The 22,276-nt window shown below is 44.9% G+C and carries 23 protein-coding genes; 7 read left to right on the forward strand and 16 right to left on the reverse strand.

Going from position 1 to position 22,276, the window contains the following annotated elements:
• Positions 1-96: 96 nt before the first annotated feature.
• The 3 genes from C7120_RS02950 to C7120_RS02960 form a co-directional block, all read right to left on the reverse strand.
• Positions 97-558 (reverse strand): DUF3408 domain-containing protein, encoded by a 462-nt coding sequence (locus C7120_RS02950; RefSeq protein ID WP_107620280.1) that lies wholly within the window; start codon positions 556-558, stop codon positions 97-99.
• 4 nt (positions 559-562) lie between these two features.
• Positions 563-1,528 (reverse strand): toprim domain-containing protein, encoded by a 966-nt coding sequence (locus C7120_RS02955; RefSeq protein WP_107620281.1) that lies wholly within the window; start codon positions 1,526-1,528, stop codon positions 563-565.
• A 194-nt stretch (positions 1,529-1,722) separates the two neighbouring features.
• Entirely contained in the window at positions 1,723-3,162 is a 1,440-nt protein-coding gene (locus tag C7120_RS02960; protein ID WP_107620282.1) for a VapE domain-containing protein, read from the reverse strand.
• A 477-nt stretch (positions 3,163-3,639) separates the two neighbouring features.
• Between C7120_RS02960 and C7120_RS02965 the strand changes: the two genes are divergently transcribed.
• The 6 genes from C7120_RS02965 (at position 3,640) to C7120_RS02995 (ending at position 7,306) form a co-directional block, all read left to right on the forward strand.
• Positions 3,640-3,930: a helix-turn-helix domain-containing protein gene (locus tag C7120_RS02965; protein ID WP_107621356.1), complete on the forward strand. Its 291-nt coding sequence runs from the start codon at positions 3,640-3,642 to the stop codon at positions 3,928-3,930.
• Positions 3,927-4,220 (forward strand): helix-turn-helix domain-containing protein, encoded by a 294-nt coding sequence (locus tag C7120_RS02970; protein WP_107620283.1) that lies wholly within the window; start codon positions 3,927-3,929, stop codon positions 4,218-4,220. Before C7120_RS02965 ends, C7120_RS02970 begins: the two co-directional genes overlap by 4 nt.
• An 89-nt stretch (positions 4,221-4,309) precedes the next feature.
• A complete protein-coding gene (locus C7120_RS02975; RefSeq protein ID WP_013613459.1) occupies positions 4,310-4,729 on the forward strand; it encodes a VOC family protein in 420 nt (139 codons plus the stop codon).
• 13 nt (positions 4,730-4,742) lie between these two features.
• Positions 4,743-5,012 (forward strand): helix-hairpin-helix domain-containing protein, encoded by a 270-nt coding sequence (locus C7120_RS02980; RefSeq protein WP_107620284.1) that lies wholly within the window; start codon positions 4,743-4,745, stop codon positions 5,010-5,012.
• A gap of 344 nt (positions 5,013-5,356) precedes the next feature.
• The gene (locus C7120_RS02990; protein WP_304590100.1) at positions 5,357-5,752 is read left to right on the forward strand and encodes an HU family DNA-binding protein; all 396 of its coding nucleotides are present in this window, start codon (positions 5,357-5,359) and stop codon (positions 5,750-5,752) included.
• A 264-nt stretch (positions 5,753-6,016) separates the two neighbouring features.
• A complete protein-coding gene (locus tag C7120_RS02995; protein ID WP_233247003.1) occupies positions 6,017-7,306 on the forward strand; it encodes a hypothetical protein in 1,290 nt (429 codons plus the stop codon).
• 242 nt (positions 7,307-7,548) lie between these two features.
• Here C7120_RS02995 and C7120_RS03000 read toward each other — a convergent pair whose 3' ends face one another.
• From C7120_RS03000 to C7120_RS03025, 6 genes are all read right to left on the reverse strand, one after another.
• Positions 7,549-8,166 (reverse strand): GNAT family N-acetyltransferase, encoded by a 618-nt coding sequence (locus C7120_RS03000; RefSeq protein ID WP_233247004.1) that lies wholly within the window; start codon positions 8,164-8,166, stop codon positions 7,549-7,551.
• A 59-nt stretch (positions 8,167-8,225) separates the two neighbouring features.
• Positions 8,226-8,630 carry a hypothetical protein gene (locus tag C7120_RS14110; RefSeq protein WP_107620287.1) on the reverse strand — a complete coding sequence of 135 codons (405 nt, stop codon included), beginning with the start codon at positions 8,628-8,630 and terminating at the stop codon, positions 8,226-8,228.
• Positions 8,627-9,871, reverse strand: coding sequence for a site-specific integrase (locus tag C7120_RS03010; RefSeq protein ID WP_107620288.1), 1,245 nt, complete (start codon positions 9,869-9,871; stop codon positions 8,627-8,629). Before C7120_RS03010 ends, C7120_RS14110 begins: the two co-directional genes overlap by 4 nt.
• Before the next feature lie 56 nt (positions 9,872-9,927).
• Positions 9,928-11,157 carry a site-specific integrase gene (locus tag C7120_RS03015; protein ID WP_107620289.1) on the reverse strand — a complete coding sequence of 410 codons (1,230 nt, stop codon included), beginning with the start codon at positions 11,155-11,157 and terminating at the stop codon, positions 9,928-9,930.
• A gap of 390 nt (positions 11,158-11,547) precedes the next feature.
• Entirely contained in the window at positions 11,548-12,114 is a 567-nt protein-coding gene (gene ahpC / locus C7120_RS03020) for an alkyl hydroperoxide reductase subunit C (protein ID WP_107620290.1), read from the reverse strand.
• Positions 12,115-12,135: 21 nt separating this feature from the next.
• Positions 12,136-12,723, reverse strand: a complete 588-nt coding sequence (locus tag C7120_RS03025; protein ID WP_304590086.1) for a superoxide dismutase — start codon at positions 12,721-12,723, stop codon at positions 12,136-12,138.
• A 430-nt stretch (positions 12,724-13,153) separates the two neighbouring features.
• Between C7120_RS03025 and C7120_RS03030 the strand changes: the two genes are divergently transcribed.
• Positions 13,154-14,080, forward strand: a complete 927-nt coding sequence (locus C7120_RS03030) for a hydrogen peroxide-inducible genes activator (protein ID WP_107621357.1) — start codon at positions 13,154-13,156, stop codon at positions 14,078-14,080.
• Between the two features lie 482 nt (positions 14,081-14,562).
• Here C7120_RS03030 and C7120_RS03035 read toward each other — a convergent pair whose 3' ends face one another.
• The 7 genes from C7120_RS03035 to C7120_RS03065 all read right to left on the reverse strand — a co-directional run bounded on the left by C7120_RS03035 (position 14,563) and on the right by C7120_RS03065 (position 22,155).
• Entirely contained in the window at positions 14,563-15,054 is a 492-nt protein-coding gene (locus tag C7120_RS03035) for a pyruvate ferredoxin oxidoreductase (RefSeq protein WP_107620292.1), read from the reverse strand.
• Positions 15,044-15,556, reverse strand: a complete 513-nt coding sequence (locus tag C7120_RS03040; protein WP_107620293.1) for an RNA polymerase sigma factor — start codon at positions 15,554-15,556, stop codon at positions 15,044-15,046. Before C7120_RS03040 ends, C7120_RS03035 begins: the two co-directional genes overlap by 11 nt.
• A 160-nt stretch (positions 15,557-15,716) precedes the next feature.
• Positions 15,717-16,538: an acetylglutamate kinase gene (argB, locus tag C7120_RS03045; protein WP_107620294.1), complete on the reverse strand. Its 822-nt coding sequence runs from the start codon at positions 16,536-16,538 to the stop codon at positions 15,717-15,719.
• 15 nt (positions 16,539-16,553) lie between these two features.
• Complete coding sequence (gene speA / locus C7120_RS03050) at positions 16,554-18,446, reverse strand: biosynthetic arginine decarboxylase (protein WP_107620295.1); 1,893 nt, start codon at positions 18,444-18,446, stop codon at positions 16,554-16,556.
• Entirely contained in the window at positions 18,443-18,970 is a 528-nt protein-coding gene (locus C7120_RS03055) for a shikimate kinase (protein ID WP_107620296.1), read from the reverse strand. The genes speA and C7120_RS03055 overlap by 4 nt, the downstream gene beginning before the upstream one ends.
• A 68-nt stretch (positions 18,971-19,038) precedes the next feature.
• On the reverse strand, positions 19,039-21,366 hold the full coding sequence (gene topA / locus C7120_RS03060) for a type I DNA topoisomerase (RefSeq protein ID WP_107620297.1): 2,328 nt from the start codon (positions 21,364-21,366) through the stop codon (positions 19,039-19,041).
• Between the two features lie 258 nt (positions 21,367-21,624).
• Complete coding sequence (locus C7120_RS03065; protein ID WP_107621358.1) at positions 21,625-22,155, reverse strand: NUDIX domain-containing protein; 531 nt, start codon at positions 22,153-22,155, stop codon at positions 21,625-21,627.
• Positions 22,156-22,276: the final 121 nt, after the last annotated feature.

Genomic DNA, 22,276 nt, shown 5'->3' on the forward strand with positions numbered 1-22,276 from the left:
TAAAAATCTATTGTTGGTACTACCCTAAAACGGTCGAGGATTTTGAGTGAAAGGGACGTTCCTTTTTCTGAAAACCCTCGACCTTTTTCTTACGGCTTACAGTCTTCTCCATTTCTCTATGTCCTCATCATATTCCTCTAGATGTTGGCGGATAATGTTTTCTACGAAACTTGAAAGGTTGCTGCCCCTATCGCCTAATCTGCGTACAATGAAGTCCGCACGTTCCTGTGTCTCCCTGCTCAGATAGACCGCTTTTCTCTCACTTAGCTTTGTCGGAACAAGGAACGCTTGCTTGTATGCTTCGAATGTCTCCTTTCTCATCTTGGCACTGATGCGTCGTTGAATAGTTGCATGCTCTGTATGCAGTACAGGCTCGGATGGCGTGGCATGCTCTATGGTATGTTTTGTTTCTTGTTGTTTTTGCTCTTGAATATTTTTCATTCCCTCTGCCCGGAATTCAGCGACAGTTTGTTCACTTGAATTTTCAGCTTGGCTCATACCAAAAGTTTTTCCTATGAAACGATCTATTTCTTCCATATTTCTTCTTTCCTTTTTCATCACTCTATCTTATTTTAAGTTTGACTTGTTTTATTTTGTTGCTTGTATTTGGAGTTTTCTCCAACTTTTTCTGTTGCTCACGGACACGGCTGGCGTGAAAATCGTTGAGGTCTTTGAAGTCTCTATAATACACTGCCATATCTTCTACCTTAAAACCTGTGTTTACAAATTCCTGCACTGCCTTTCGCCCAGCATCGTCATTATCAAGAAAAGCACGAATGGAGGTTATACTTCTCTCGTTTAGGTAGCGAATACTTCTGGCCACATTGCTTACAGAGTTCATCACAAGGCATTGGTTGGTTACTTTCTCTTTCATTGAAAGAAAAGAGAGAAAGTCCATAAAACCCTCGAACAGACAAACGGGCTGTTCCATGTCCTCAAATATCGGAGTGATGCCCTTCGGGGCCGTTCCCTTGAACGTATTGTTGTCCCGAAGTTCATAGCCACCCGAAGAGTTGGCAAAGCCGATGGCTTCATATCTTCTTCCTCTTACCTCGTAACTGATACATTTGAGAAAGGGTGTTGCCTTTTCCAAATTAATACAGCGTTCCTTTTTGAAATACTCCTGTAAGTGCGGCGACAAGGTGTCTGATAGGCATATCTGTCTCCTTGTACCGCTTGCCGTTACATTTTCTCTTTGATTTGGACTGATGGATATTCCTCTATTTGTAAAACTGTAGCTGTGCGTTGTATTATCGGGAGCGTTCTGTCCCAAACGGCAGATGGCTTCCGAGAGCGTGCAGCCCTCCAAACGCATGCAAAGGTCGATGATGCTTCCACCCCTGCCTTCGGCATAGTCTATCCAAAGGTTCTTTTCCGTGTCCACCTTGAAACTCGGATGTGTTTCCTCCCTGAGCGGTGAGTGGTACATGGCATAGGTCGGTGTCTTGCGGACAGGCTTGATGCCTTTACTTTCGAGATATTCCACGATGGAATATCGCTTGATAGCTGATAAATCTTCTTCTTTCATTGTTTTTGATGTTTTAATGGATTGAATGATAATTATTTATGCTTGTCTGTTTTATGGTTTTACCGTTTCCAAAGTTTTCCTCTCCAAACTTTTTCATCTTTCTTCTTACTACATACTATTTTGTGATTAAGTGATTGATAATCAATATTATTTTGTAGTATCAGGCCATACTACAAACCTACTACATGTGCCTACTACATTTGGCTACTACAACTATTGAGCAAAGGACATGGGAGTATTTTCCTTACCTTATACACATAGATAGGGCTACCGCCCTCCCGTCGCTTACTTACTTTTTCAAAGCCTGCCTTTCTTAGAGCCTCACCCATGTGCTTCAAGGATAAGGGATGGTGCGTATAAAGTCCCAAGTAGGTGATTATCTCGGTGGTGGTCATATAAGAGCTATGAGGATTAGCCTCCGTTGGCTTTTCAAAACAACGTAACAAAAGTTCCATTTCTGCAGTCTGTACTTGAAAGTCTTCACTCTCCCTATATAGCTCGGCTATCTCATCATCGTCAAACCAATAGCGGAAACCTGACTTTAACAGGGCTTTGGCTTCAGCATAGACATTATCCATTGAAATACGCTTGGCTTTCTCTATGTCTATGGAAAGAACTTCAAAAGGAAGAAACCGTCTGCTGCCTGTCGGGTCGGTAAGAAAGTCGTTGCCGTTCACTGATGCCACAAAGCTTGCCAAGTGGGGATGCTCCTCAACATATTTGTCATACGGCATACGGTACTTGACCATCGGACAGGTGATAAGGTTTTTCAGCTCATTCTCGTCCCGCTTATTGAGGGCTTTGAGCTGGTCATCTATATTTACGATAAGGTTCTGCCCGATATAGGTAAGTGTATCTTTCTCCTGCGGATATATCTTTCCTGTGTAACTATAACCATATAGTGCCGGCGGACAGAGCAGGTCAAGGAACGTGGTCTTGAACTTTCCCTGCTCGCCTGTCAACACGAGGCAGGTATGGTTACGGCACTCGCGGTCGTCGATTGCGTTGCCGACCACCGCCACAAGCCATTTGGTAAGATACGGCAACCATTTGTTAGAATTACGGACAACAACACAGCTTGCCAAATCGGGAATTGCTTTTGGTGAAAAGAAAGTAAGAACACTACTACCACTGTAACTACCACCATTGCTACAACCATCACCTATATCTATCAATGGTAACCCTTTTAAATACTCCTGCACAGGATTGATACGGGGAGAAAAGCTGCTTTCAATGATGGAATAAAGGTTCTCGGCAGAAGTCGCTATGTTTTTATCGCAATCAAGTTCCCTGCGAAGCGTATTGATTTCATAACGACCGACTTTTGTAAATATGCCGCTGTTCCTACTTCGGTATTCGGTTCTACCCAATACTGTATTGTATCTAAAATCGTAGTGTGTGGAGAGGTAGTTTTCTATCTCTACGTTCTTGGATGAACTACCCCTTCGATGAGGATTTCTCCTGCTGTCTGTATTGCCTGCATCTGTGTTCTTTTTCATTATTCCCTTGAATTGGTTTCCAAGAGTGAAGTTAGGGTGAGAATGTGTAACTTCCAAGCATTCAGAGCCTTCTTGCATAATGTTGCGCTCGTCTGCTGCAAAATTCTTAGGGGAATAGGCAGGCAAGAAGAGCATTTATCGTCTCATTAAGCAAAAAACAGATGATAGGAAAGATCGGTTAGCTGAAATACGGATGTCGTTGTTTGCTCTCAGATGTACTCTTTTGCTTTGATTACCTTATTAGCCTCAGTTGTGCAGTGGCAAGAACATCAATCTGTCTCTTTTGTCCTTGTTATAGCGCCACAAGCTGCCACTTGAATGAAATGTGATGGAATAAGAAATATCCAATATTAATTTTGCATAAGACAAACTGCGCTCGACAAAGGATAAGTGAACTTTCCTCTGCACTCGCTTGGATTGTCTTTGCAATGAAAGAAAAAAGACGGGGCAGGAAAACGCAAATGTGAACCGATGAAACGGATTGCTCTTTTCCCGATTGTTCCCGATACTTCCCTGCTGTTCCCCACGGCTTTGAGAGGCGTACGTACGCCATTACCTTTGCCAGCAGAAACAGGAAAGAACTGAAACAACAAACAATAACAAAATATGATTATGAACTATTACGTCATTACGGAAACCAATTGGGCAAAGCTTCGAGATGAAATCTTGAGCCTTGCGGAATGCTGCCACAAGGCATTCGGAGAGAAAAGCAAGCAAACGGACTGGCTGCACAACGGTGATGTGTGCCAGCTGCTGAATATCAGCAAACGCACCTTGCAGCATTATCGTGATACGGGCGTGCTGCCGTTTACGCAAATCGGACACAAGTGCTATTACAAGTGCGAGGATGTGGAAGCACTGCTTCTTATGAAGTCGAACAAACCTAAAAACAAAATGATATGATGGAAACAGCAAGAGACTTGAACATGGAGACGGACGAGATGCAGCTGGTCGTCTCGGCCTTGAGAGGTGTAGGCAAACGGATTGTGGAAGTGGCGCAGACGCACAAGCCACTCTTTGCTGGCGAACTTTTCCTCACGGGCAAGGAAGTGTGCGAGCGTCTGTATATCAGTCCCCGCACTTTACAGGACTACCGCGACAGGAGAATCATTCCCTACACGCAGTTTGCAGGGAAGATACTCTACCGACTCTCCGACATAAACCAACTATTGCAAAAGAACTATCGAAGATAAAGCCTTCGCAAGGGACGTTTCCTGCTGACTTATTCGTCTTTCTCGTTAAGAATGAGTAACTTTGTGGCAAATTCAATAATATACAACTTATGAGACAGAAATTCACTTTGATTACATTGGGAGTAAAGGACTTTCAAAAGGCATTGGCTTTCTATGAGGGATTGGGCTGGAAGAAGTCGGAACAGAGCCAGGAAACTTACGCCTTGTTCCCTTTGGGTGGGATAGTCTTGGGGATATACCCACTGCAAGAATTGGAAAAAGATACGACGTTATACCATCAACAGACTGCCTTTTCGGGCATGACAATCAGTTATAACGCCATATCGGAAGAGGAAGTCAATGCCGTGATGCAGGAAGCACAACGGCTCGGAGCAACCATTGTGAAACCTGCACAGAAAGTGTATTGGGGAGGATACAGCGGCTATTTCAAGGATTTGGACGGCTATGTGTTCGAGGTAGCCTACAACCCTTTTTGGCAGATTGACAGAGACGGAAATCTTGTCTTGTAGTTTGTCAAGTGCAATGACCAAAGAGCAGACAATTAAGGAACTGACGGTGATTCCCGGAATAGGGAAATCGCTTGCAACCGATTTGTGGAATATCGGGATAACCTCCGTTGCAGACTTGAAAGGCAAAGCCCCCGAAATACTCTTTGCTTTGTCCAACGACTATGCTGGAGTGGTGCAGGACCGTTGCGTACTGTATGCTTTCAGATGTGCCGTTTACTTCGCGCAGACACCGCCAGAGCATAGGGAAAAGGAAAAGCTGAACTGGTGGTTCTGGAAAGACTGAGCCGATCGTACTCCTAAGATTGACATGGTCTTGATCGTATCAAAGGATCTGTGTTTTAAATTTGTCTTGAATTGTTAAAGCACGAAGCCTATCAAGCCCGAATGTTGGCAACAACGGTATAGGGGCACGATTAACACCAGAAAATAATAATACACTTTTTTTGAAAGCGCAAGTAAGCACAGATAGAAATTAACGTGTGCAGGACAAGGATTATAAGTGAAATTAGGGAATAATCGGCATTCTCTTAGCAGAATGTTCAGATATTCTGCTGGCTTCATCGTAAAATTTAGTATCTTTGTGGCATTACTAACCCTTTAATTCTAAGCGATATGATAAAGTAGGTAATTCAAGCGAAGAAGAATCCGCTGAAGAAAGAAGAAGTGGAGTTTTATCCGCAGGCTGCACCGACCACGCCGGTAACGTTGGCGCAAATCGTAAAGCGGATAGAGAAACGCTCCACCGTGTCGAGTGCTGACGTGAAGGCTGTGTTGGACGCCTTACAATACGAAGTTATCGAGGCCTTGGAGAATGGCAACACCGTGCGACTGGGCGACATCGGTTCGTTCCGTCTCACTATCAAGGCGGAGGGCGCAGCAACGGCCGTCGAAGCCAAGGCAAAGGGCGCGAAACTCATAAAGCAGGTGAACGTGCAGTTTACCAAGAGTACGGCCATGCGTGATTCTTTCGACATCCGAAGTCTCGACTTCGCCCCGCAGGAAGATATCGTAAACGCAAAATAGCATGATGGCAGCATCGTAATGCCTTAACGAAAAACGTGTTTCCGGCATACGAAAAGGATATTTTCCATATGTGTCGGGAACACCGTTTTCAAGGTTTAAAAATACAATTTTGCAACTCGCTGATAATCAATACTTAGCAAAAGGCAAAAATTGTCTTATAAGAGAATTTTGAGAATGTACTTCGTACTTCTAAGGGAATTAGGAAATTTGATATTAGCTAAGGCTATAAAGAAAAGAGTGATTATTATACAAAAAAAGAAGAACATGGTAAATATAGTAAAAAAAACAACGACAGAAATAATTCTTCCTGCTGAAAAAGTTGAATACTTACAAAGAGAACTAACTAATGTAAGAGAAGAACTTATAGGGAATAAATATATTGAAGAAGCAAGACTAGTTTTGAAGGCTGGTGGATTAAGAAGTGCTATTGGATGCTATTGGAATGCAGTAAGTGATGATCTAAGAAGAAAAATAATACATAGAAGTTTGGACTTGTTTAATAAGGAAATGAATAAATCTGCAAAGACTTACGAAGACTTCCAAAATAACATTACTGATTATGATTTAATAGAAGGTGCGTATAAAATAGGTGTTCTTAGTTGGGAAGCAAAAAAAGTCATACATCAAGCAAGAGAAACCCGTAATATATTTGACGGACATCCAGACAGTTCCGATCCAAACCTTTTTAAGGTTCTAAACATGATTGCAGATTGCAACAAATATGTGTTATCACAAGAGTTTCCGATTCCAATAATCAACGTAAACGATTATATCGTTAAAATGGATACGGATACTTATGACAAGCATGAATTAGCTGTTGAACAAGCTTTCATTGATTTACCAGAAGTTTATAAGAAAGAAATGTGTAACAAATTGTTTACATACTACATTGGGGATACAATCTCAACGCGTTTTCGTTCTAACATTGAATTAAGTTTTCCTATTTTGTGGAAAGTAACGCCAAAAGAAATACGACAACAAATAGGACAACGTTTTGATAAAATGTACCTTGAAGGTGATGCAATGAAGAATAAGAAGGGGGTTGATTTATTTAGCTTAATTGACGGCTTAAGATACTTGTCTACGGCAACCAGAAAGTTAATCTATGCCCCCCATATACAAAATCTAGAAAAGAACTTAGATAACTGGGCACAAGAAGCCTTGTCTGTAAGAGAACTTGAATCGTTTGGTTCTGTTATCCCAGACGAATATGTTGAAAGATTAGTAGCAGCTTTAACTCTGACATATGTAGGATATAAAGGTGCAAGTTATAGTTTCAGCAGAACTTCGTTTTATTCTGATGCGGCAGCACCAAGAATTTCAAGGATGTTTGAAAAATTTGACAACAAGTCAGCAGAAGAGTTTGTAAAAACAATAAAGACAAACTCAATCTTGAAATCAAGAATATGTCATGTCGGGCAACTTAGTAGACTTAGAACACTTGGCAATATTCTTCTAAACAAACCAGAAATCACTAGCGACACTAAAATCTTTCTTGAATTACTAGTTGATGAATCTAGAACAAAAGAATTATACAATGAAATAAATAAGTAGAAAGAACTCCTACCAATAAGAGCCTTCAATCAAATGGATTGGTGTGGGAGCATGATTTCGGTAACAGAAGCGACTTAGGTATTGGTATCAGAATCCTTCAAGACTATGGGATAAGGTAAAGGCTCTCTGATATGTGGCACTTGGACAGAGATGCCTCTCTTTCAAGTGCCATTCTTTATCGGATAAATTGATTTGCAGTTTTTTAAAACTGCTCTGTTGTATTGAGTTAGATAAACTCGGAATTACCTGTATCTCTTCATAATGTATTTCAGCCTTGGAGTCTCAATTACTTCATTGATTTCAAACCCAAGTTTCTCATAAATTCTCTTTGCTTTTTGGTTGAAATCAAAGACCGTTAGGGAAATACTTTTAATATTATCATCCTCAAGAATGAAATCTACAAATCTTTTTAGGGCCTCAGTCCCAAAGCCCAATCCTGTTTTTCGGGGATCTATTACAAATCTACCTATGTGTATGTTATCCTTACCAATTCGTACTTCTTGTATCATTCCGATAAATTCCCCTTGGTTGAATATCGAAAATACATTTCCCAAGTCCTTTATTTTATCATAGTCCAGCGGGTAAGAAATTTCGGAACCCATCCATTGCTCCTGAAACTCTTTTCCTTGTTCGTTGGACCATTCACATAAAAGCAAAGCATTGCCTTTATTGATTCCCTTTTCAATTCTAATATCCCTCATCTCGTTAAAAGTCTCGGTTGTATTTTGCAAAGATATATAAATTGCTTGAAATATAGAACAAGTACCACCTTGCTTTTCGCCGTAACTTTGCAAACTGTAGTTTGTTGTAGTAATAGCAATCTCTCCTTCCTGACTACACGCCAACCCTTTTTCTTTCACCGTATTACCTTTCCTTGTAGTTATGTAGTAAGATAATATCGGTGAAAGGGAAAAGTATATCAATTGATACTGGCATTGCCGTGTAGGTATATCTGCTCTATCACAAGTGCAGAGCGTTGCAGCTTTTGGCAAACGTATTTTCTGAACAAGTGCGCTTCCGTGCTGTCCAATTGATAAGACAAAGCGATGATGATTGAAAGCGGATAAAGCGGGGCATATCCTTTTAACAGTCCGTTCACGTAGACTTCCACCTCCCCTGCGGCCCTTTCTTCGGATTGTAGGGTATATGTTTTCAGAAGCAGTTGCAATCGATAATTGAGTTTCCTCCATGTTACACCGAAGAAATCTACCAATTCGCTCTCTGTCATTGCTATTTCGCCTTTGCCTTTGCGAATAATTTGCATACTGTCGCCCCACTCGAAATAACTGCGGTCTCTTTTTGTTTGATGGTGATTGACATTCATACGGTTTCCTCCCTCGTTTCTTTTGTCTGATGTTTCCTTATCAACCTGTCCATGTCCTCCGAAATCTTATTGTCTGTCACCTGTGCGTAGATTTGAGTGCTTGAGATAGAAGCGTGTCCCATCATCTTGGCAATGCTTTCGATAGGTATTCCTGCACTTAAACTCATCGTGCCGAACGTGTGCCTTGCCATGTGGTAGGACAACCGTTCTCTGATACCGCAAGCCTTGCCCACGATGCTCAGCTTTGCACTCATCACGCTACGGCTGCAAGCACAGTGAAAGATAAAGTCGTCACCTTTTTCTTTCACCGTCTGCATTTCTTTCGTGCTGGGTTGTTCTTCCTTACATTGATTGATGATGGCCTCCGCTATCGGGTGCAGTGGCACAATAAACTCTACCTTTGTCTTCTGCCGTTCCTTGCGGATATATTTCTGTCCGTCTGCTGCCGTTTGAATGTGTCCAAATTGCAAATGTTCCATATCAGCAATAGCCAAGCCCGTGAAACAGGCAAAGATAAACATGCGTCTTGCTTGTTCTGCTTCCTTATCAAGTACTCTCAATACCATGAGTTTGGCAACATCGCTCTTTTGCAAGAAGTGTATCTTCTGTTCCGTTTTCTCGTACTTGGCATTCTCAAAAGGATTGCAACGAATGAGCCTTTGACTGACCGCACGATACATCAGCCTACTCAACCAACAAAGGTAGCGGTTGATGGTTGCTGTTGCCAAGTCTCGTTTTTTCAGATAGAAACGGTATTCTTCAAACAAGTCTTCCGTTATAGTGGCTATGACTATATCCGTCATTCCCTTATCCTTTACAAACTCTGTAAGTAACTTGTCTGAATGGAGAAGATTCTGATAAGTCCCCTCTGCCCTTGATTTGCCCACGCACTCTTTAACGGATTGCAGTTCTGCTTTGCTAATGGCAAGAAGTGTTGTCGGCATGGTGGCTATCCCCTGCAAACGGTTCTTGAGCAGTTCCACGCTTACCACTCCGTCCTTTATCAATATCTCCTGATAGGTCTTTTCTACAAGTTCTTTGAACTCGCCAATTCTTTGATTGGTTCTCTTGTCGGTTGTCAGTCCTTTCCTGCTGTTCCACTCGGAGGATTTGCACTGCTCGCCTGTGGTAATGGCGGTACTTTTTCCGTCTATGGTGATACGGCAGAGAATGGTGGTCTTGCCGTCTGCCTTTGTTTTCTGTCTGTTGATATAGAATAGTGTCTTGAATGTACTTCTCATTGTCTTGTTGTTTTAATTTCTGAAATGAATGCATAAGAATATACAAAGTATAGAGATTAGATAGTCAAATGCATATCTTCGGTGAAAGAAAGGAAACGGTCGAATTCCTCAAAGAGTTTCTGTGGTGTTACCTTTGCATAACGTTCGGTCATACTTACGTTCGTATGTCCGAGCATCTTGCTGACTGTTTCAATAGGAACGCCCTGCTCTAAGGTGATAAGTGTGGCAAAGGTATGCCTTGCCGTGTGCGAGGTAAAGGGAAAAGAAATACCTGCCCGTAGTCGCAAGGCTTTGAGACAGGACTGATAAGTGGGATATTTGATGCAAGGCAGCAGTGTTTCCCTTTCATCGCTGTGCATTTTCTCAATTAAGCGAACTGCTTCCGGCAACAACTTGATACGACAAAGCACACCCGTCTTCTGTCGGTTGAACTTCAACCACAAACTACCTGCATCATCACGAACAAGATGCTTCTTGCTTAGCTCCATCAAATCACAATAAGCTGCACCGGTATAGCAAGCGAAGAGAAACACATCGCGAGCGGTTTCCATTTCCTCTTCCAACTCATCAAAGCAGATTGCCTTCAACTTGTCCAATGCTTCTTGGTCAAGAGCTTTAGGTGCTTTCTTGTCTCCTCGTTCTATATGTACTTTATCAAACAGAAGCGTATCAGCCAGCCTCTCACGATAAGCCAGCCTGCAGACAGTCTTCAAATCTGCTGCAGCTCTGAAAAATGTGCTTTGCTGATGCCCGAGTTCACTAAGACAGAATGCTTGCAATTCGTAGATGAAGTTTTCTGTCAACTGCGAGAATGCCAAATCCGAAACATGATACTTCTTCTGTATAAACTCCTGCAATCGTTTTCGAGTGGAATGATAGGCAGACATAGAGTCCCTCTTGATGTCTATACCGATATGGCTTTCTTTCTCCTTAATGAGCATATCCAATCTCTCGATGAGCATACATCGTGCCTGCACACAGCCTTGAAACTGTTCCTTTACATCGGTTGCATCAAATGGCTGTCCTTTGGCAATCAACGACTGATAGGCAGATTGAATGGAAAGCAGAAGATTTTCCAACCAGCCGTTAACCTCCACCGCCTCATGGCTCTTGCCGTCCATCCTGCTCTCACGTGAATTCCACAAGTCGGGGTTGCAGGAAAGTTTACAACTAAACTGGGCAATGGAACGCCCAATGGTAATACGTCCCATAATCGGAGCTTTCCCCGATTTGTCAAGCCCGCTCTTTTTAAGGTAGAGCAGCACCTTCATTTTCTCTGTTTTCATACGCTTTAATATTTGTGGGCAAAATTACCCGAATTAAAGCGTTCCTCACTTACGCAGAAAACTGCCGACCGAAGCAACAGCCACACGAACGAAAATAATTCAGTTACCGAATACTGCACCATCGTTACCTACATCAAAATAGGGTAACACTCTGGTAACTGAACTTCTGCCTAAATCTGCATATTTCTGCCCTTTACAAACAGAGCAGTATTATGCCAATTCGTGTATTTCCTCCTCATTATCAGTTAGTTTACATCAATTTCGATATTTCTTCATTTTCATTGATTAGTTACATTATACTTGTAACATGATTACAAGCCGTTTGTAACAGGATTACAAACGGCTGGTAATATCAAGAAAGGCCCCCAGAGAGAGTCCGGGGGATTATCTTTAGAGCTTCCCGACCAAGTCAATACCCGGGCGAAGAGTTTTCCCACCCTTCTTCCAGCGTGCCGGACAAACCTCGCCGTCGTGGCTGGCCACGAACTGGGCAGCCTCTACCTTGCGCACCAATTCTTCGGCATTACGCCCTATACTGTTATCCTGTATCTCGGCAATTTTAATCTGGCCTTCCGGATTCACAAGGAAAGTACCCCTGTAGGCCACGCCCTCGTCTTCCTTATACACTCCGAATCCCCGGCTTAACACCGCCAAGGGGTCGGCGAGCATGGTGTAAGGCAACTTCTTGATGGTCTCCGACGCGTCATGCCATGCTTTGTGCACGAAATGGGAATCGGTGCTGACGGAGAAGACCTCCACGCCCATCGACTTGAGTTGCTCATAGTAATCGGCCAGGTCTTCCAGCTCCGTAGGGCAGACGAATGTAAAGTCAGCTGGATAGAAGAAGAACAAGGCCCACTTTCCCTTGATGTCTTCGCTGGAGACGGTCTTAAAACTGTCGTTCTGAAATCCTTGTACCTTGAACTGCGGTACCTGTGCATTGATAATTGGTTCCATTGTCATTGTTGTTTTATTGAGTTATTTCATTCTGCTCTCTACGACCTCCCAGTCGATCAGTTCCCACACGGCTTCCACATGGTCTGCCCTGCGATTCTGATAGTCGAGGTAATAGGCATGCTCCCACACATCGATTCCCATCAGCGGATTCAGTCCGCTACGCGACGGATTTCCGCCATTGGGCTCCTTGGTAATGACGAGCTTGCCGCTCCCATCCTGCGACAACCAAGCCCATCCTGAGCCGAACAGCGAGATGGCCGCCTGGGCAAACTGCTCCTTGAAAGCCTCGAAACTACCGAAATTGGCATCGATGGTAGCCGCAATCCGCCCCATAGGTGCATTGTCCTTGCGCGGCGAGCGGAACTGCAAGAAGTAGAGCTTGTGGTTGAGAGCCTGTCCCGCATTGTTGTACATCGGTCCCTCCGGAACTGTCCGAACCAGCTCCTCAAGGCTCTTGCCCGCAAACTCTGTACCCTCCACAAGCTTGTTGATGGTATTCACATAACCCTGCAGATGCTTGCCGTAATGGAAACTAATGGTCTGTTCACTGATAACTGGCTCCAGCGCGTTGGGCGCATAAGGGAGTACTGGCATTGGTATATTCATCATTGTCTCATTTTTTGAAAAATTATCACGCATCGTCATATTCGTTTGCAAAAGCAAGGGGAAAAGAGCCCCCAAAAGAATTGTACTCATAATCGTGATGTTTTTAAAAAGTTATTATTATGTCGTTTATTTGTTGCAAAGGTAAGAAGAAAGACGATATGCGCAAAAAGATAATTTCTATCAGCACATAGAAATTGTCTATCAGGGACAGGCAAAGTTCCTATTCATAGGCATTAGCAGTAATCATAATTTTTATTCTCCGGTCGGCAAAGTGATAGGAGAATTGAATCGCCAGTATGTATTATCCGCAGAAATCAGTCGCTATTTGATGACTGCTCATTGTTTTTTTGCCCTAAAATAATCGTTTTTTCACCCCGGAATGAACCGCTATCAGAAAAAAAGGAGTAACTTTGCCCGAAAAGGATCTATTCTTATGACACTACAACAATTAGAATACATCATCGCCGTATATCGGCACAAGCACTTTGCCAAAGCGGCAGAGCATTGCAATGTAACCCAGCCCACTCTAAGTTCCATGATACAGAAACTGGAGGAAGAACTGGGGGTGAAGATCTTCGACCGTAAGGCACAGCCCGTCAAACCCACGCCAATCGGCCTAACCATTATAGAACAAGCCTGGAAAGTAATCGTGAGAGCACGCAAGATAAGGGAATTCGTGGAAGAGGACAAGCAGTCGTTGCTGGGAACTTTCAACATCGGCATCCTGCCTACCATTGCCCCCTATCTCATTCCTCGCTTCTTCCCACAGCTCATGAAGCAATATCCCGACATGGACATCCGAATCAACGAGATGCAAACCGAGAGTATCAAGAAAGCCCTGCGCCACGGAGATATCGACGCGGGAATCCTCGCCATGCTCGACGGACTGGACGACTTTCACTGCGAGCCGCTTTTCTATGAACAATTCTTTGCCTATGTGGCGAAGGACGACCCCTTATATAATAATAAGGTAATACGCACGGCCGACCTGACAGGAGAATATCTATGGCTTCTGGACGAGGGGCACTGCTTCCGCGACCAGCTCGTGAAATACTGCCAGCTCAAGGCCGCCCGTCGCAGCAAGAAGGCCTACAGCCTCGGAAGTATAGAAACCTTCATGCGTATCGTGGAGAACGGCAAGGGGCTAACCTTCATTCCGGAGCTCGCCTTGTCGCAGCTCAACGAAGAACAGACCCGACTTGTGAGGCCTTTTGCCATTCCCGCCCCTACACGCAAGATCGTAATGATGACCAGCAAAAATTTCATTCGAAAGACCTTGCGCCAGCTGCTTGTGGAAGAAATCAGAAAGGCCGTGCCCACCGCTATGCTTAAACTGGGGCAGGCACAGCAGCAAGTGTAATCCTGACAGGCATCTAAAAGCCTCTGCCACAAAGGTTGACTTGTGTTAATACATACAAAGCCGATTCCTCTCTACAAGGGCTTTCAGACTGCTGGAATAAAGAGAAATCGGCCATAAGCGGAGAATCGTCATCTTCTATAGATACTGGCTACTCCGGCAGCCAAATCAATGAGCGTGCCAGGAGATAGCAATCTCCCTTTTCTGCTTTTTGTATTGCCGGTTGATTTTATTCCCTCTCGCGGTAGATGAATTACCTTGCCGCCGCGCTCCCAGAACGGTCGCTTACCTCAAGGAAGGCAATCCTTACAGACGCTCCATAAGAAATTGCGCTTCTATCTTGAATGTTTATAAAATAAATGAGGGGCCGGAAATCCGACCCCTCTTCTTCGTTAGTATGTTATGAAAAATTTGAGAGAATTTGAAGCTTCACAGCCTCGTTTGCTTGTTTTACTAAACATTATAGAGAAAGCATAGAAATTTGTCTATTTCAATAAAGGGTGCGCTTGCACTTGCACGGACTCGATACGACTCTGCTTGAGCGTATCCATCGTCGCGCTGTCTCCCATCGCAACCGATGTACCGTGCTTAATAACCTGATAACTATCACCAGTAGCGCCTATCTTATTGGCCTGATCGTTGGTCATTGATAGATGCATAGCATTGCCCAGCGTAAGCACAATGGCTACCACGGCTGCGGCCTTGAAGAGCGGCATCAACCGCTGCTGCATAGTGATAACGCGCGCCTTGACAGGAACAGGTTCCTTTATCATTTTGAGCACACGCTCATCAAAGTCATCAGATAATACATCGTTTCGCACCTCGGCCTGCTCGTAAGCAAACAGGTCTTTATAGCGCAGAAGCCCAACAGGAACCTCCTTCTGAGAGAAGAATGCACGAAGAATCTCCTCTTCTTCAAGAGTGGTCTCGCACATCCAGTAGCGCTCGAGTAGTTGTTGAATGTATTTATAGTCCATAATTATCAAATTCTTTAAATCTTGTCTTTATCGCCTGCCGTGCCCTGAATATATTCACCTTTACCTGTTCTTCAGTGATAGCAAGGATTTCGGCAATTTCCCGATAGGACTTTCCTTCGAAATCTCGCAACTGCATGCAGGAGCGCTGCTTCTCTGGAAGAGAGTCTACGAGCCTCCTCACCAGTTCGACCCTGTCTTTCTGAATCATTTGCTCGTAGGGGTCAGATGCTGCATCTGGCGTTTCAAATGGAACGGCGTCGAGTGAGCCATTCTGGTTGTCGGCCTTCTTGATGCGGTCGAGGGCAAGGTTTCTGCATATTGTCATGCTGAATGCTTCTATGGATTCTATATCATCCCAACCTTCGCGCTTGTCCCAGACCTTAATCAGCGTGTCCTGTACGATGTCCTCTGCCTCTGCAGTATTGAGAGTTATGCGGAGAGCTAACCGATAAAGGGTATTCTTCAGCGGCAACACATCGTTACGGAAACTGATTTTTTTCATCTGCCTCTCTATTTGAATTGACGACTAAGACTGGTGAAAGTTACAGGAAAAATAAAATTTAACACTTTTCCTCGAACGGCATTCTGCCCGAAGCACCATTCTTTCACTTTCTCCATATTTATTATATCTTTTTAAATGCCTGGTAAACGAAATCCCATTTTCATTTCTCGATGATTGTCCCATGAAGACCATTCATCGCTTCGGCCTTAGTAATTATGACGCGACTCACACCGGCATCTATAGCTGAAAGGGCATTCTCTATTTTGGGAATCATGCCATCAGTAATGGTGCCATCAGCTATATATTTATCAAAATCGGCACGCATAATAACAGGAATAACGCTCTCTGCATCCTCGGGATTACGGAGCACCCCGTTTTTCTCAAATGTAAATACAAGTGTTACATCGAAGTGGGCAGCAAGTGCCTTTGCCGTCTCTGAGGCGATGGTATCCGCATTCGTGTTGAGGAGCTGCCCTCTGCCGTCATGGGTTAACGGTGCCATGACTGGTGTAACTCCCATCTCAACGAGTCGACTCAGATATTCTCCATTCACCTCATCAATATCCCCAACGAGACCAAAGTCGATACCATCCTTAACGGGGCGTTTGTGAGAACGGATGACATTCATGTCTGCACCTGTAAGTCCGAGGGCATTGATCCCGCTTTCTTGAAGATATGCCACGACATTTTTGTTGATGAGTCCGCCATATACCATAGTTACAATCTCAAGCATAGCGTCATCCGTGATACGGCGACCATTCATCATCTTGCTCTCAATGCCAAGGGCTGCAGCAATCTTTGTTGCCTTGCGACCACCTCCATGCACCAGTATTTTCCGACCCGGAATGGACGCAAAGTTATCAAGCAGCAACTTCAGGCGACGCTCGTCCTCTACGACAGCACCTCCCACCTTAACAACAGTAAAAGGTTCTCTATGTATTTCTTTTAGAGATCCCTGATTATTGATATGATCCGTTAGCATTCCATCCACGCTTAATTATTCCAGATAAGTGTATCCATACAGCCCACTACGATAGTTGCTAAGGAACTCCTTACCCTCCTCTAATGAAATCTTGCCCTGTTTCACGCTTTTGCTTACCCAGATTTCCAGCTGACGGACCAGTTTCTTTGGATTATACTGGACATAGTCAAGCACTTCCTCTACCGTCTCTCCATCAAAAATCTGATCAATATGATATGCCCCATCCTTGACACTGATGTGTGCAGCCGTAGTATCACCAAACAAATTGTGCATGTCTCCTAAAATCTCCTGATAAGCACCCACGAGAAACACGCCCAGGTAATAAGGCTCGTTCTTCAAGAGTCGGTGCAGCGGCAGCACATGCCTGATGTGCCCGTTCGTTACAAAGTTGGCAATCTTTCCATCTGAATCACAGGTGATATCCTGAATCGTCGCATTACGCGTGGGCCGTTCATCGAGCCGTTGAAGCGGCATGATAGGAAATATCTGGTCAATAGCCCATGCATCAGGCAGACTTTGAAAAAGTGAGAAATTGCAGAAATACTTGTCAGCAAGCAACTTGTCCAAACCTCTAAGCTCTTCCGGCACATGTTTAAGCGACTTGGCAAGGCTGTTTATCTCATGACATACGCTCCAATACATGCTCTCGATTTCTGCACGCGTCTTCAAATCGACGATGCCGTGAGCAAAAAGTTCAAGGGCTTCATCCCGAATCTGCTCTGCATCGTGCCAGTCCTCAAGCATAGAGCGGGGACTCAGATTATCCCAGATTTCATAAAGGTCTTTTACCAACTGGTGATCAGTTTCCTTAGCCTCAAACTCCTCTGGCATTTCCGGAAGGCTCGCAGTTTCCAGAACATCGATGACGAGCACCGAATGGTGGGCGGCCAGAGAGCGGCCGCTTTCGGTAATGATATTAGGATGCTGAATGTCATTCTTATTAGCCGCGTCGACAAAGGTGTAAATACAGTCGTTGATATACTCCTGGATAGAGTAGTTCACGGAACTCTCGCTGGAAGAAGAGCGAGTTCCGTCATAGTCTACTCCAAGTCCGCCTCCACAATCCACGAAGTCCACATTATAGCCCATCTTGTGAAGGTTGATATAAAACTGAGCCGCTTCACGCAGGGCTGTCTGTATACGGCGAATCTTGGTAATCTGGCTGCCTATGTGGAAGTGGATGAGACGCAGACAGTCGTGCATGCCCTTTTCGTCCAATATCTGAAGGGCTTTAAGGAGTTCCGAACTCGTCAGCCCGAACTTAGAGGCATCGCCACCACTTTCGGCCCACTTGCCAGAACCACTCGACGCAAGCTTGATACGGATACCAAGATTTGGCATTACATTCAACTTCTTGGCAGCCTTGGCAATAATATCTATCTCATTGAGTTTCTCGACGACAATAAAAATGCGTTTTCCCATCTTCTGGGCAAGAAGGGCAAGCTCTATGTAGCTCTGATCCTTATACCCATTACATATAATAAGAGAATCGCTTTGGCATTGCACGGCAATCACCGCATGAAGTTCCGGCTTAGAACCAGCTTCCAAACCAAGATTGAATTTACGACCATGCGTTATCATTTCCTCTACCACAGGCTGCATCTGATTCACCTTAACAGGATAGATGATGAAGCTCTCGCCCTTGTAACCATATTCCTTGGCGGCTTTCTCAAAACAGCTGGCATTCTTTTCTATACGGTTATCGAGGATGTCGGGGAAGCGCAACAGAACCGGGGGTGTAACATCGCGAAGAATTAGTTCATCCATGACCTCCTTAAGGTCTATCTGAACTTCATCCTTGGAGGGTGTTACATAGACATCACCTTTCTCGTTAATACCAAAATACGAGGTGCCCCATCCACAGATATTATACAGCTCCTTCGCATCATCGATTGTCCATTTCTTCATATATTCAACAGTTCTCTAAGTTTGGTTACCGTAATACTTATTTTATCAAAGTTGTCCATTAGGTTCACATCCAATGTATAGCGCGCCTTTGAGTAATACTGTTCGCGCAGTGCGAGTTGTTCCTGTATATAGGCTTTCATCTCCTGAGGGGACTTATTGAGAAGTAGCGGTCGCACCGACTTACCCATTTTCAAGTGTTCGTAAAGCACTTCGGGGCAGGCTTTGAGATATACCGTCTGTCCCTTTTCGTTCATGTAGTCGACATTATCAAAGAAACACGGGGCTCCACCGCCACAGCTGAGGATAACATCCTCAAACTCCGCAACTTCATGGAGCATATTACGCTCTATCTTCCGGAATCCTTCCTCACCCCGCTCATCAAAGATTTGCTTCACCGTACGATGCATACGCGTCTCGATATACCAATCGAGATCATAGAAGGGAACCTTAAGCTCCTTCGAAAGTGCCTTCCCGAGAGTTGTCTTTCCGGCACCCATATATCCGATGAGAATAATGCGTATCATGGGCAACAGGAACTGGAGAACCCTCCGAAAATGATCTTCCAGAGGAATCTAACAGTTCTTCCGAAGTTTTATCTCCTCTTATGTGCCTTGGGCTCCGGAGCTTTCTCCACGATTTCCTTGCACTCCGCGTAAGTAAGCTCTGCCGCTTTCTCATGCAATGCCTTAGGCATCCGATAGTTCCTGCCAGCATAAGCGATGTAAGGACCGAATCGACCGTTCAGGACCTCCATGCTTGAATCTTCCTCGAAACTCTTGATATGGCGCTGTTTTTCCTGTTCATTCCTTGCCTCTATGAGCTTGACCGCATCTTCGAGTGTAATAGTTAGCGGATCTTGATCTTTCGGAATTGACACATATTTCTTGTTGTGAAGAATATAGGGACCGAATCGACCGGCACCGATCGTAACGGTCTTGCCCTCATATTTACCAATCTCACGCGGCAACTTGAAAAGCACGAGTGCCTCATCGAGCGTGATGGTCTCAATGCTTTTGTCAGCAGGCAGCTGTGAGAAGCGCGGTTTTTCCTTGTCATCGGCAGAGCCTATCTGTGCAACAGGGCCAAATCGACCGATCTTCACGAATACCGGCTTGCCGCTCTTGGGATCTATACCAAGCTCGCGTTCTCCGGTCTTATGTTCCGAGCGAGACTCCATCACCTCTTTAACAGCAGGCTCAAAACCTTTATCGAAAGTCTTCATCATCTTGCTCCATTCCTCTTTTCCTTCGGCAATCTTGTCGAACTGCGCTTCCACTTTGGCCGTAAAGTTATAATCCATAATTTCCGGAAAGTTGTGCATGAGAAAGTCGTTGACCACAATACCTATATCAGTAGGAAGCAGCTTGCCGGTTTCCTTACCGACAGTTTCCTTTTTGTTTTTTGTACTTATCTTGATGCCCTTAAGGGTATCTACGATGTAGATGTGCTCCTCGCCTTTCTTATTGCCCTTCTGTACATATTCACGCTGCTGAATAGTTGAGATTGTTGGAGCGTAGGTAGACGGACGGCCGATACCAAGTTCCTCGAGTTTCTTGACGAGCGAAGCTTCCGTATAGCGCTGCGGAGCCATCGAGAATCTCTCGGTGGAAGTAATCTCACGACGCTCCAGAACATCACCCACTTTTAAAGCCGGCAATGTGTTGCCCGGTTCCTCAGAACCATTTTCCTCATCATCGGTAGACTCACGATACACCTTGAGGAACCCGTCAAAGGTTATGACCTCTCCGTTGGCCACGAACTTTTCTTCTTCTCCTTCGATATCAATCGCTATCGTAGTCTTCTCTATTTCAGCCTCAGCCATCTGCGATGCAGCGGTGCGTTTCCAGATCAGGTCGTAAAGCCGGCGCTCCTGGGCGTTTCCCTCAATGACCGTATTAGCCATAAAGGTAGGCCGGATGGCCTCGTGGGCCTCCTGGGCACCCTTTGAATGGGTCTGAAAGTTGCGAGGACGGCTATACTCCGCCCCGAAAAGCCTGATAATTTCTTCCTTGCTTGTTCCGATGGCGAGCTTGGAAAGGTTCACGCTATCAGTACGCATATAGGTAATCAAACCGTTCTCGTAGAGGTGCTGAGCCACCATCATGGTCTGGGTAACGGTGAAGCCGAGCTTGCGAGCAGCCTCCTGCTGCAAGGTGGAGGTCGTGAAAGGAGGAGCCGGCATGCGCTTCAGCGGTTTCTGCACGATACTGCCGACTGTGAAGTCAGCACCCTTGCATCTATCGAGGAAGGCCACGGCCTCTTCATGAGTGCCGAAACGGCGGTCGAGTTCAGCCTTCACTTCTGATTTGGAGCCATCAGGATTCTCTACCCCGAAAATGGCATTGATGCGATAGTAAGGCTCACTCTTGAAACCTTGAATCTCACGCTCACGCTCCACAATCAGACGAACGGCCACACTCTGTACACGACCGGCAGACAGTGCCGGCTTGACCTTGCGCCACAATACGGGTGATAACTTGAACCCAACGATGCGGTCGAGCACCCTGCGGGCTTGTTGCGCATTCACCAGATTCATGTCCAGACGACGGGGATGCTCGATAGCCTCCACGATAGCAGGCTTCGTTATTTCATGGAAAACAATACGACTGGTTTTATCTTCGTCCAATCCAAGCACCTCGCACAGATGCCATGAGATGGCCTCTCCCTCGCGATCTTCATCGGAAGCGAGCCAAACTTTCTTGGCTTGCTTCACATTCTTCCTCAGTTCACTCACGAGTTTCTTCTTCTCCTCGGGAATCTCGTAGTGAGGCTCCATTGTCTTTTCGTCAATGCTCAACTCTTTCTTCTTCAGGTCGCGGATATGTCCGAAACTTGACATTACCTTAAAGTCCTTTCCAAGGAATTTCTCTATGGTTCTTGCCTTGGCAGGACTCTCTACTATAACTAAATTCTCTTGCATGGTCGCGAATAACTTATATTTGGAGCGCAAATGTAAGCAAAGTTTTAGTTTATACCTTATTATATAGGGATTTTTTTTATTTTTTTAAGGAAAATAGATGCCGTTTCAGTTCCCGAATATTACAAGATGCGCTTTTTTGCTCCCTTTATCTCCCCGAAACTTTCATTCCGGAAAACCCAAAAGGGAGCTTCCCTGTATTCTGTCTGCCCGTTGCCAGCACCACAGAAACCCATATCCCGACCCGTTTCTTATCGGTTTCTATATTCCTGCCTTATATTTTTCCATGAACAGACGGAGCCCATTGCGTATGGAGCGCAGGCCAAACAGCTCGGTACGGATGTCTCCGACAGGCATCCAGAGGAGCTCTGCCGCATCGTCGGCTGCCTTGAGCGGGGAGAAATCATCCACCTTGCAGAGAAAGAACTGGTCGAGGGTGGGAATGTCGACGCCACTATAACAATACTTGTTCGGACAACTGAAGAGATACTTCGCCTCCTTTACCTGAAGACCGGTCTCCTCCATAACTTCCCGCGCCACTCCCTCCTCCGGGGTCTCATCCTCGTTGGCGAAACCACCGGGAAGGTCATAGGTTCCCTTGGCCGGCTCTTTCTTGCGAAGGGCAATGAGCAGTTCACCTCTCCCATTCACGATAAACGCAGCGTTGGCGGAACTCGGATTCACGAAATACTCGAACCCGCAATTCCCGCAAAACAGGCTTTTCTCCGAGTTCGGGGTAAAATGCCTGCTGCCACAAACCGGACAATACTTGAACTTCTCTAATATCTTCATCTCTTTAAAAACTATCACGCAAGGATTCAGAACATGTCTTACCAGATAGTAGATAATACAATCGAAGACGCAGCCCGATACCTTGTCATGCAGTTCCTCGTCTCCCGCAGAGGAGACGAGG

The organism is Prevotella sp. oral taxon 376 (assembly GCF_003043945.1).
GTDB lineage: Bacteria > Bacteroidota > Bacteroidia > Bacteroidales > Bacteroidaceae > Prevotella.

What these genes read in the sequence shown, in the direction of transcription:
- C7120_RS02950 (WP_107620280.1), bottom strand. Translation starts at nt 558, where the DNA reads ATGAAAAAGGAAAGAAGAAATATGGAAGAAATAGATCGTTTCATAGGA.
- C7120_RS02955 (WP_107620281.1), bottom strand. Translation starts at nt 1,528, where the DNA reads ATGAAAGAAGAAGATTTATCAGCTATCAAGCGATATTCCATCGTGGAA.
- C7120_RS02960 (WP_107620282.1), bottom strand. Translation starts at nt 3,162, where the DNA reads ATGCTCTTCTTGCCTGCCTATTCCCCTAAGAATTTTGCAGCAGACGAG.
- C7120_RS02965 (WP_107621356.1), top strand. Translation starts at nt 3,640, where the DNA reads ATGAACTATTACGTCATTACGGAAACCAATTGGGCAAAGCTTCGAGAT.
- C7120_RS02970 (WP_107620283.1), top strand. Translation starts at nt 3,927, where the DNA reads ATGATGGAAACAGCAAGAGACTTGAACATGGAGACGGACGAGATGCAG.
- C7120_RS02975 (WP_013613459.1), top strand. Translation starts at nt 4,310, where the DNA reads ATGAGACAGAAATTCACTTTGATTACATTGGGAGTAAAGGACTTTCAA.
- C7120_RS02980 (WP_107620284.1), top strand. Translation starts at nt 4,743, where the DNA reads ATGACCAAAGAGCAGACAATTAAGGAACTGACGGTGATTCCCGGAATA.
- C7120_RS02995 (WP_233247003.1), top strand. Translation starts at nt 6,017, where the DNA reads ATGGTAAATATAGTAAAAAAAACAACGACAGAAATAATTCTTCCTGCT.
- C7120_RS14110 (WP_107620287.1), bottom strand. Translation starts at nt 8,630, where the DNA reads ATGAATGTCAATCACCATCAAACAAAAAGAGACCGCAGTTATTTCGAG.
- C7120_RS03010 (WP_107620288.1), bottom strand. Translation starts at nt 9,871, where the DNA reads ATGAGAAGTACATTCAAGACACTATTCTATATCAACAGACAGAAAACA.
- C7120_RS03015 (WP_107620289.1), bottom strand. Translation starts at nt 11,157, where the DNA reads ATGAAAACAGAGAAAATGAAGGTGCTGCTCTACCTTAAAAAGAGCGGG.
- ahpC (WP_107620290.1), bottom strand. Translation starts at nt 12,114, where the DNA reads ATGGAACCAATTATCAATGCACAGGTACCGCAGTTCAAGGTACAAGGA.
- C7120_RS03025 (WP_304590086.1), bottom strand. Translation starts at nt 12,723, where the DNA reads ATGATGAATATACCAATGCCAGTACTCCCTTATGCGCCCAACGCGCTG.
- C7120_RS03030 (WP_107621357.1), top strand. Translation starts at nt 13,154, where the DNA reads ATGACACTACAACAATTAGAATACATCATCGCCGTATATCGGCACAAG.
- C7120_RS03035 (WP_107620292.1), bottom strand. Translation starts at nt 15,054, where the DNA reads ATGGACTATAAATACATTCAACAACTACTCGAGCGCTACTGGATGTGC.
- C7120_RS03040 (WP_107620293.1), bottom strand. Translation starts at nt 15,556, where the DNA reads ATGAAAAAAATCAGTTTCCGTAACGATGTGTTGCCGCTGAAGAATACC.
- argB (WP_107620294.1), bottom strand. Translation starts at nt 16,538, where the DNA reads ATGCTAACGGATCATATCAATAATCAGGGATCTCTAAAAGAAATACAT.
- speA (WP_107620295.1), bottom strand. Translation starts at nt 18,446, where the DNA reads ATGAAGAAATGGACAATCGATGATGCGAAGGAGCTGTATAATATCTGT.
- C7120_RS03055 (WP_107620296.1), bottom strand. Translation starts at nt 18,970, where the DNA reads ATGATACGCATTATTCTCATCGGATATATGGGTGCCGGAAAGACAACT.
- topA (WP_107620297.1), bottom strand. Translation starts at nt 21,366, where the DNA reads ATGCAAGAGAATTTAGTTATAGTAGAGAGTCCTGCCAAGGCAAGAACC.
- C7120_RS03065 (WP_107621358.1), bottom strand. Translation starts at nt 22,155, where the DNA reads ATGAAGATATTAGAGAAGTTCAAGTATTGTCCGGTTTGTGGCAGCAGG.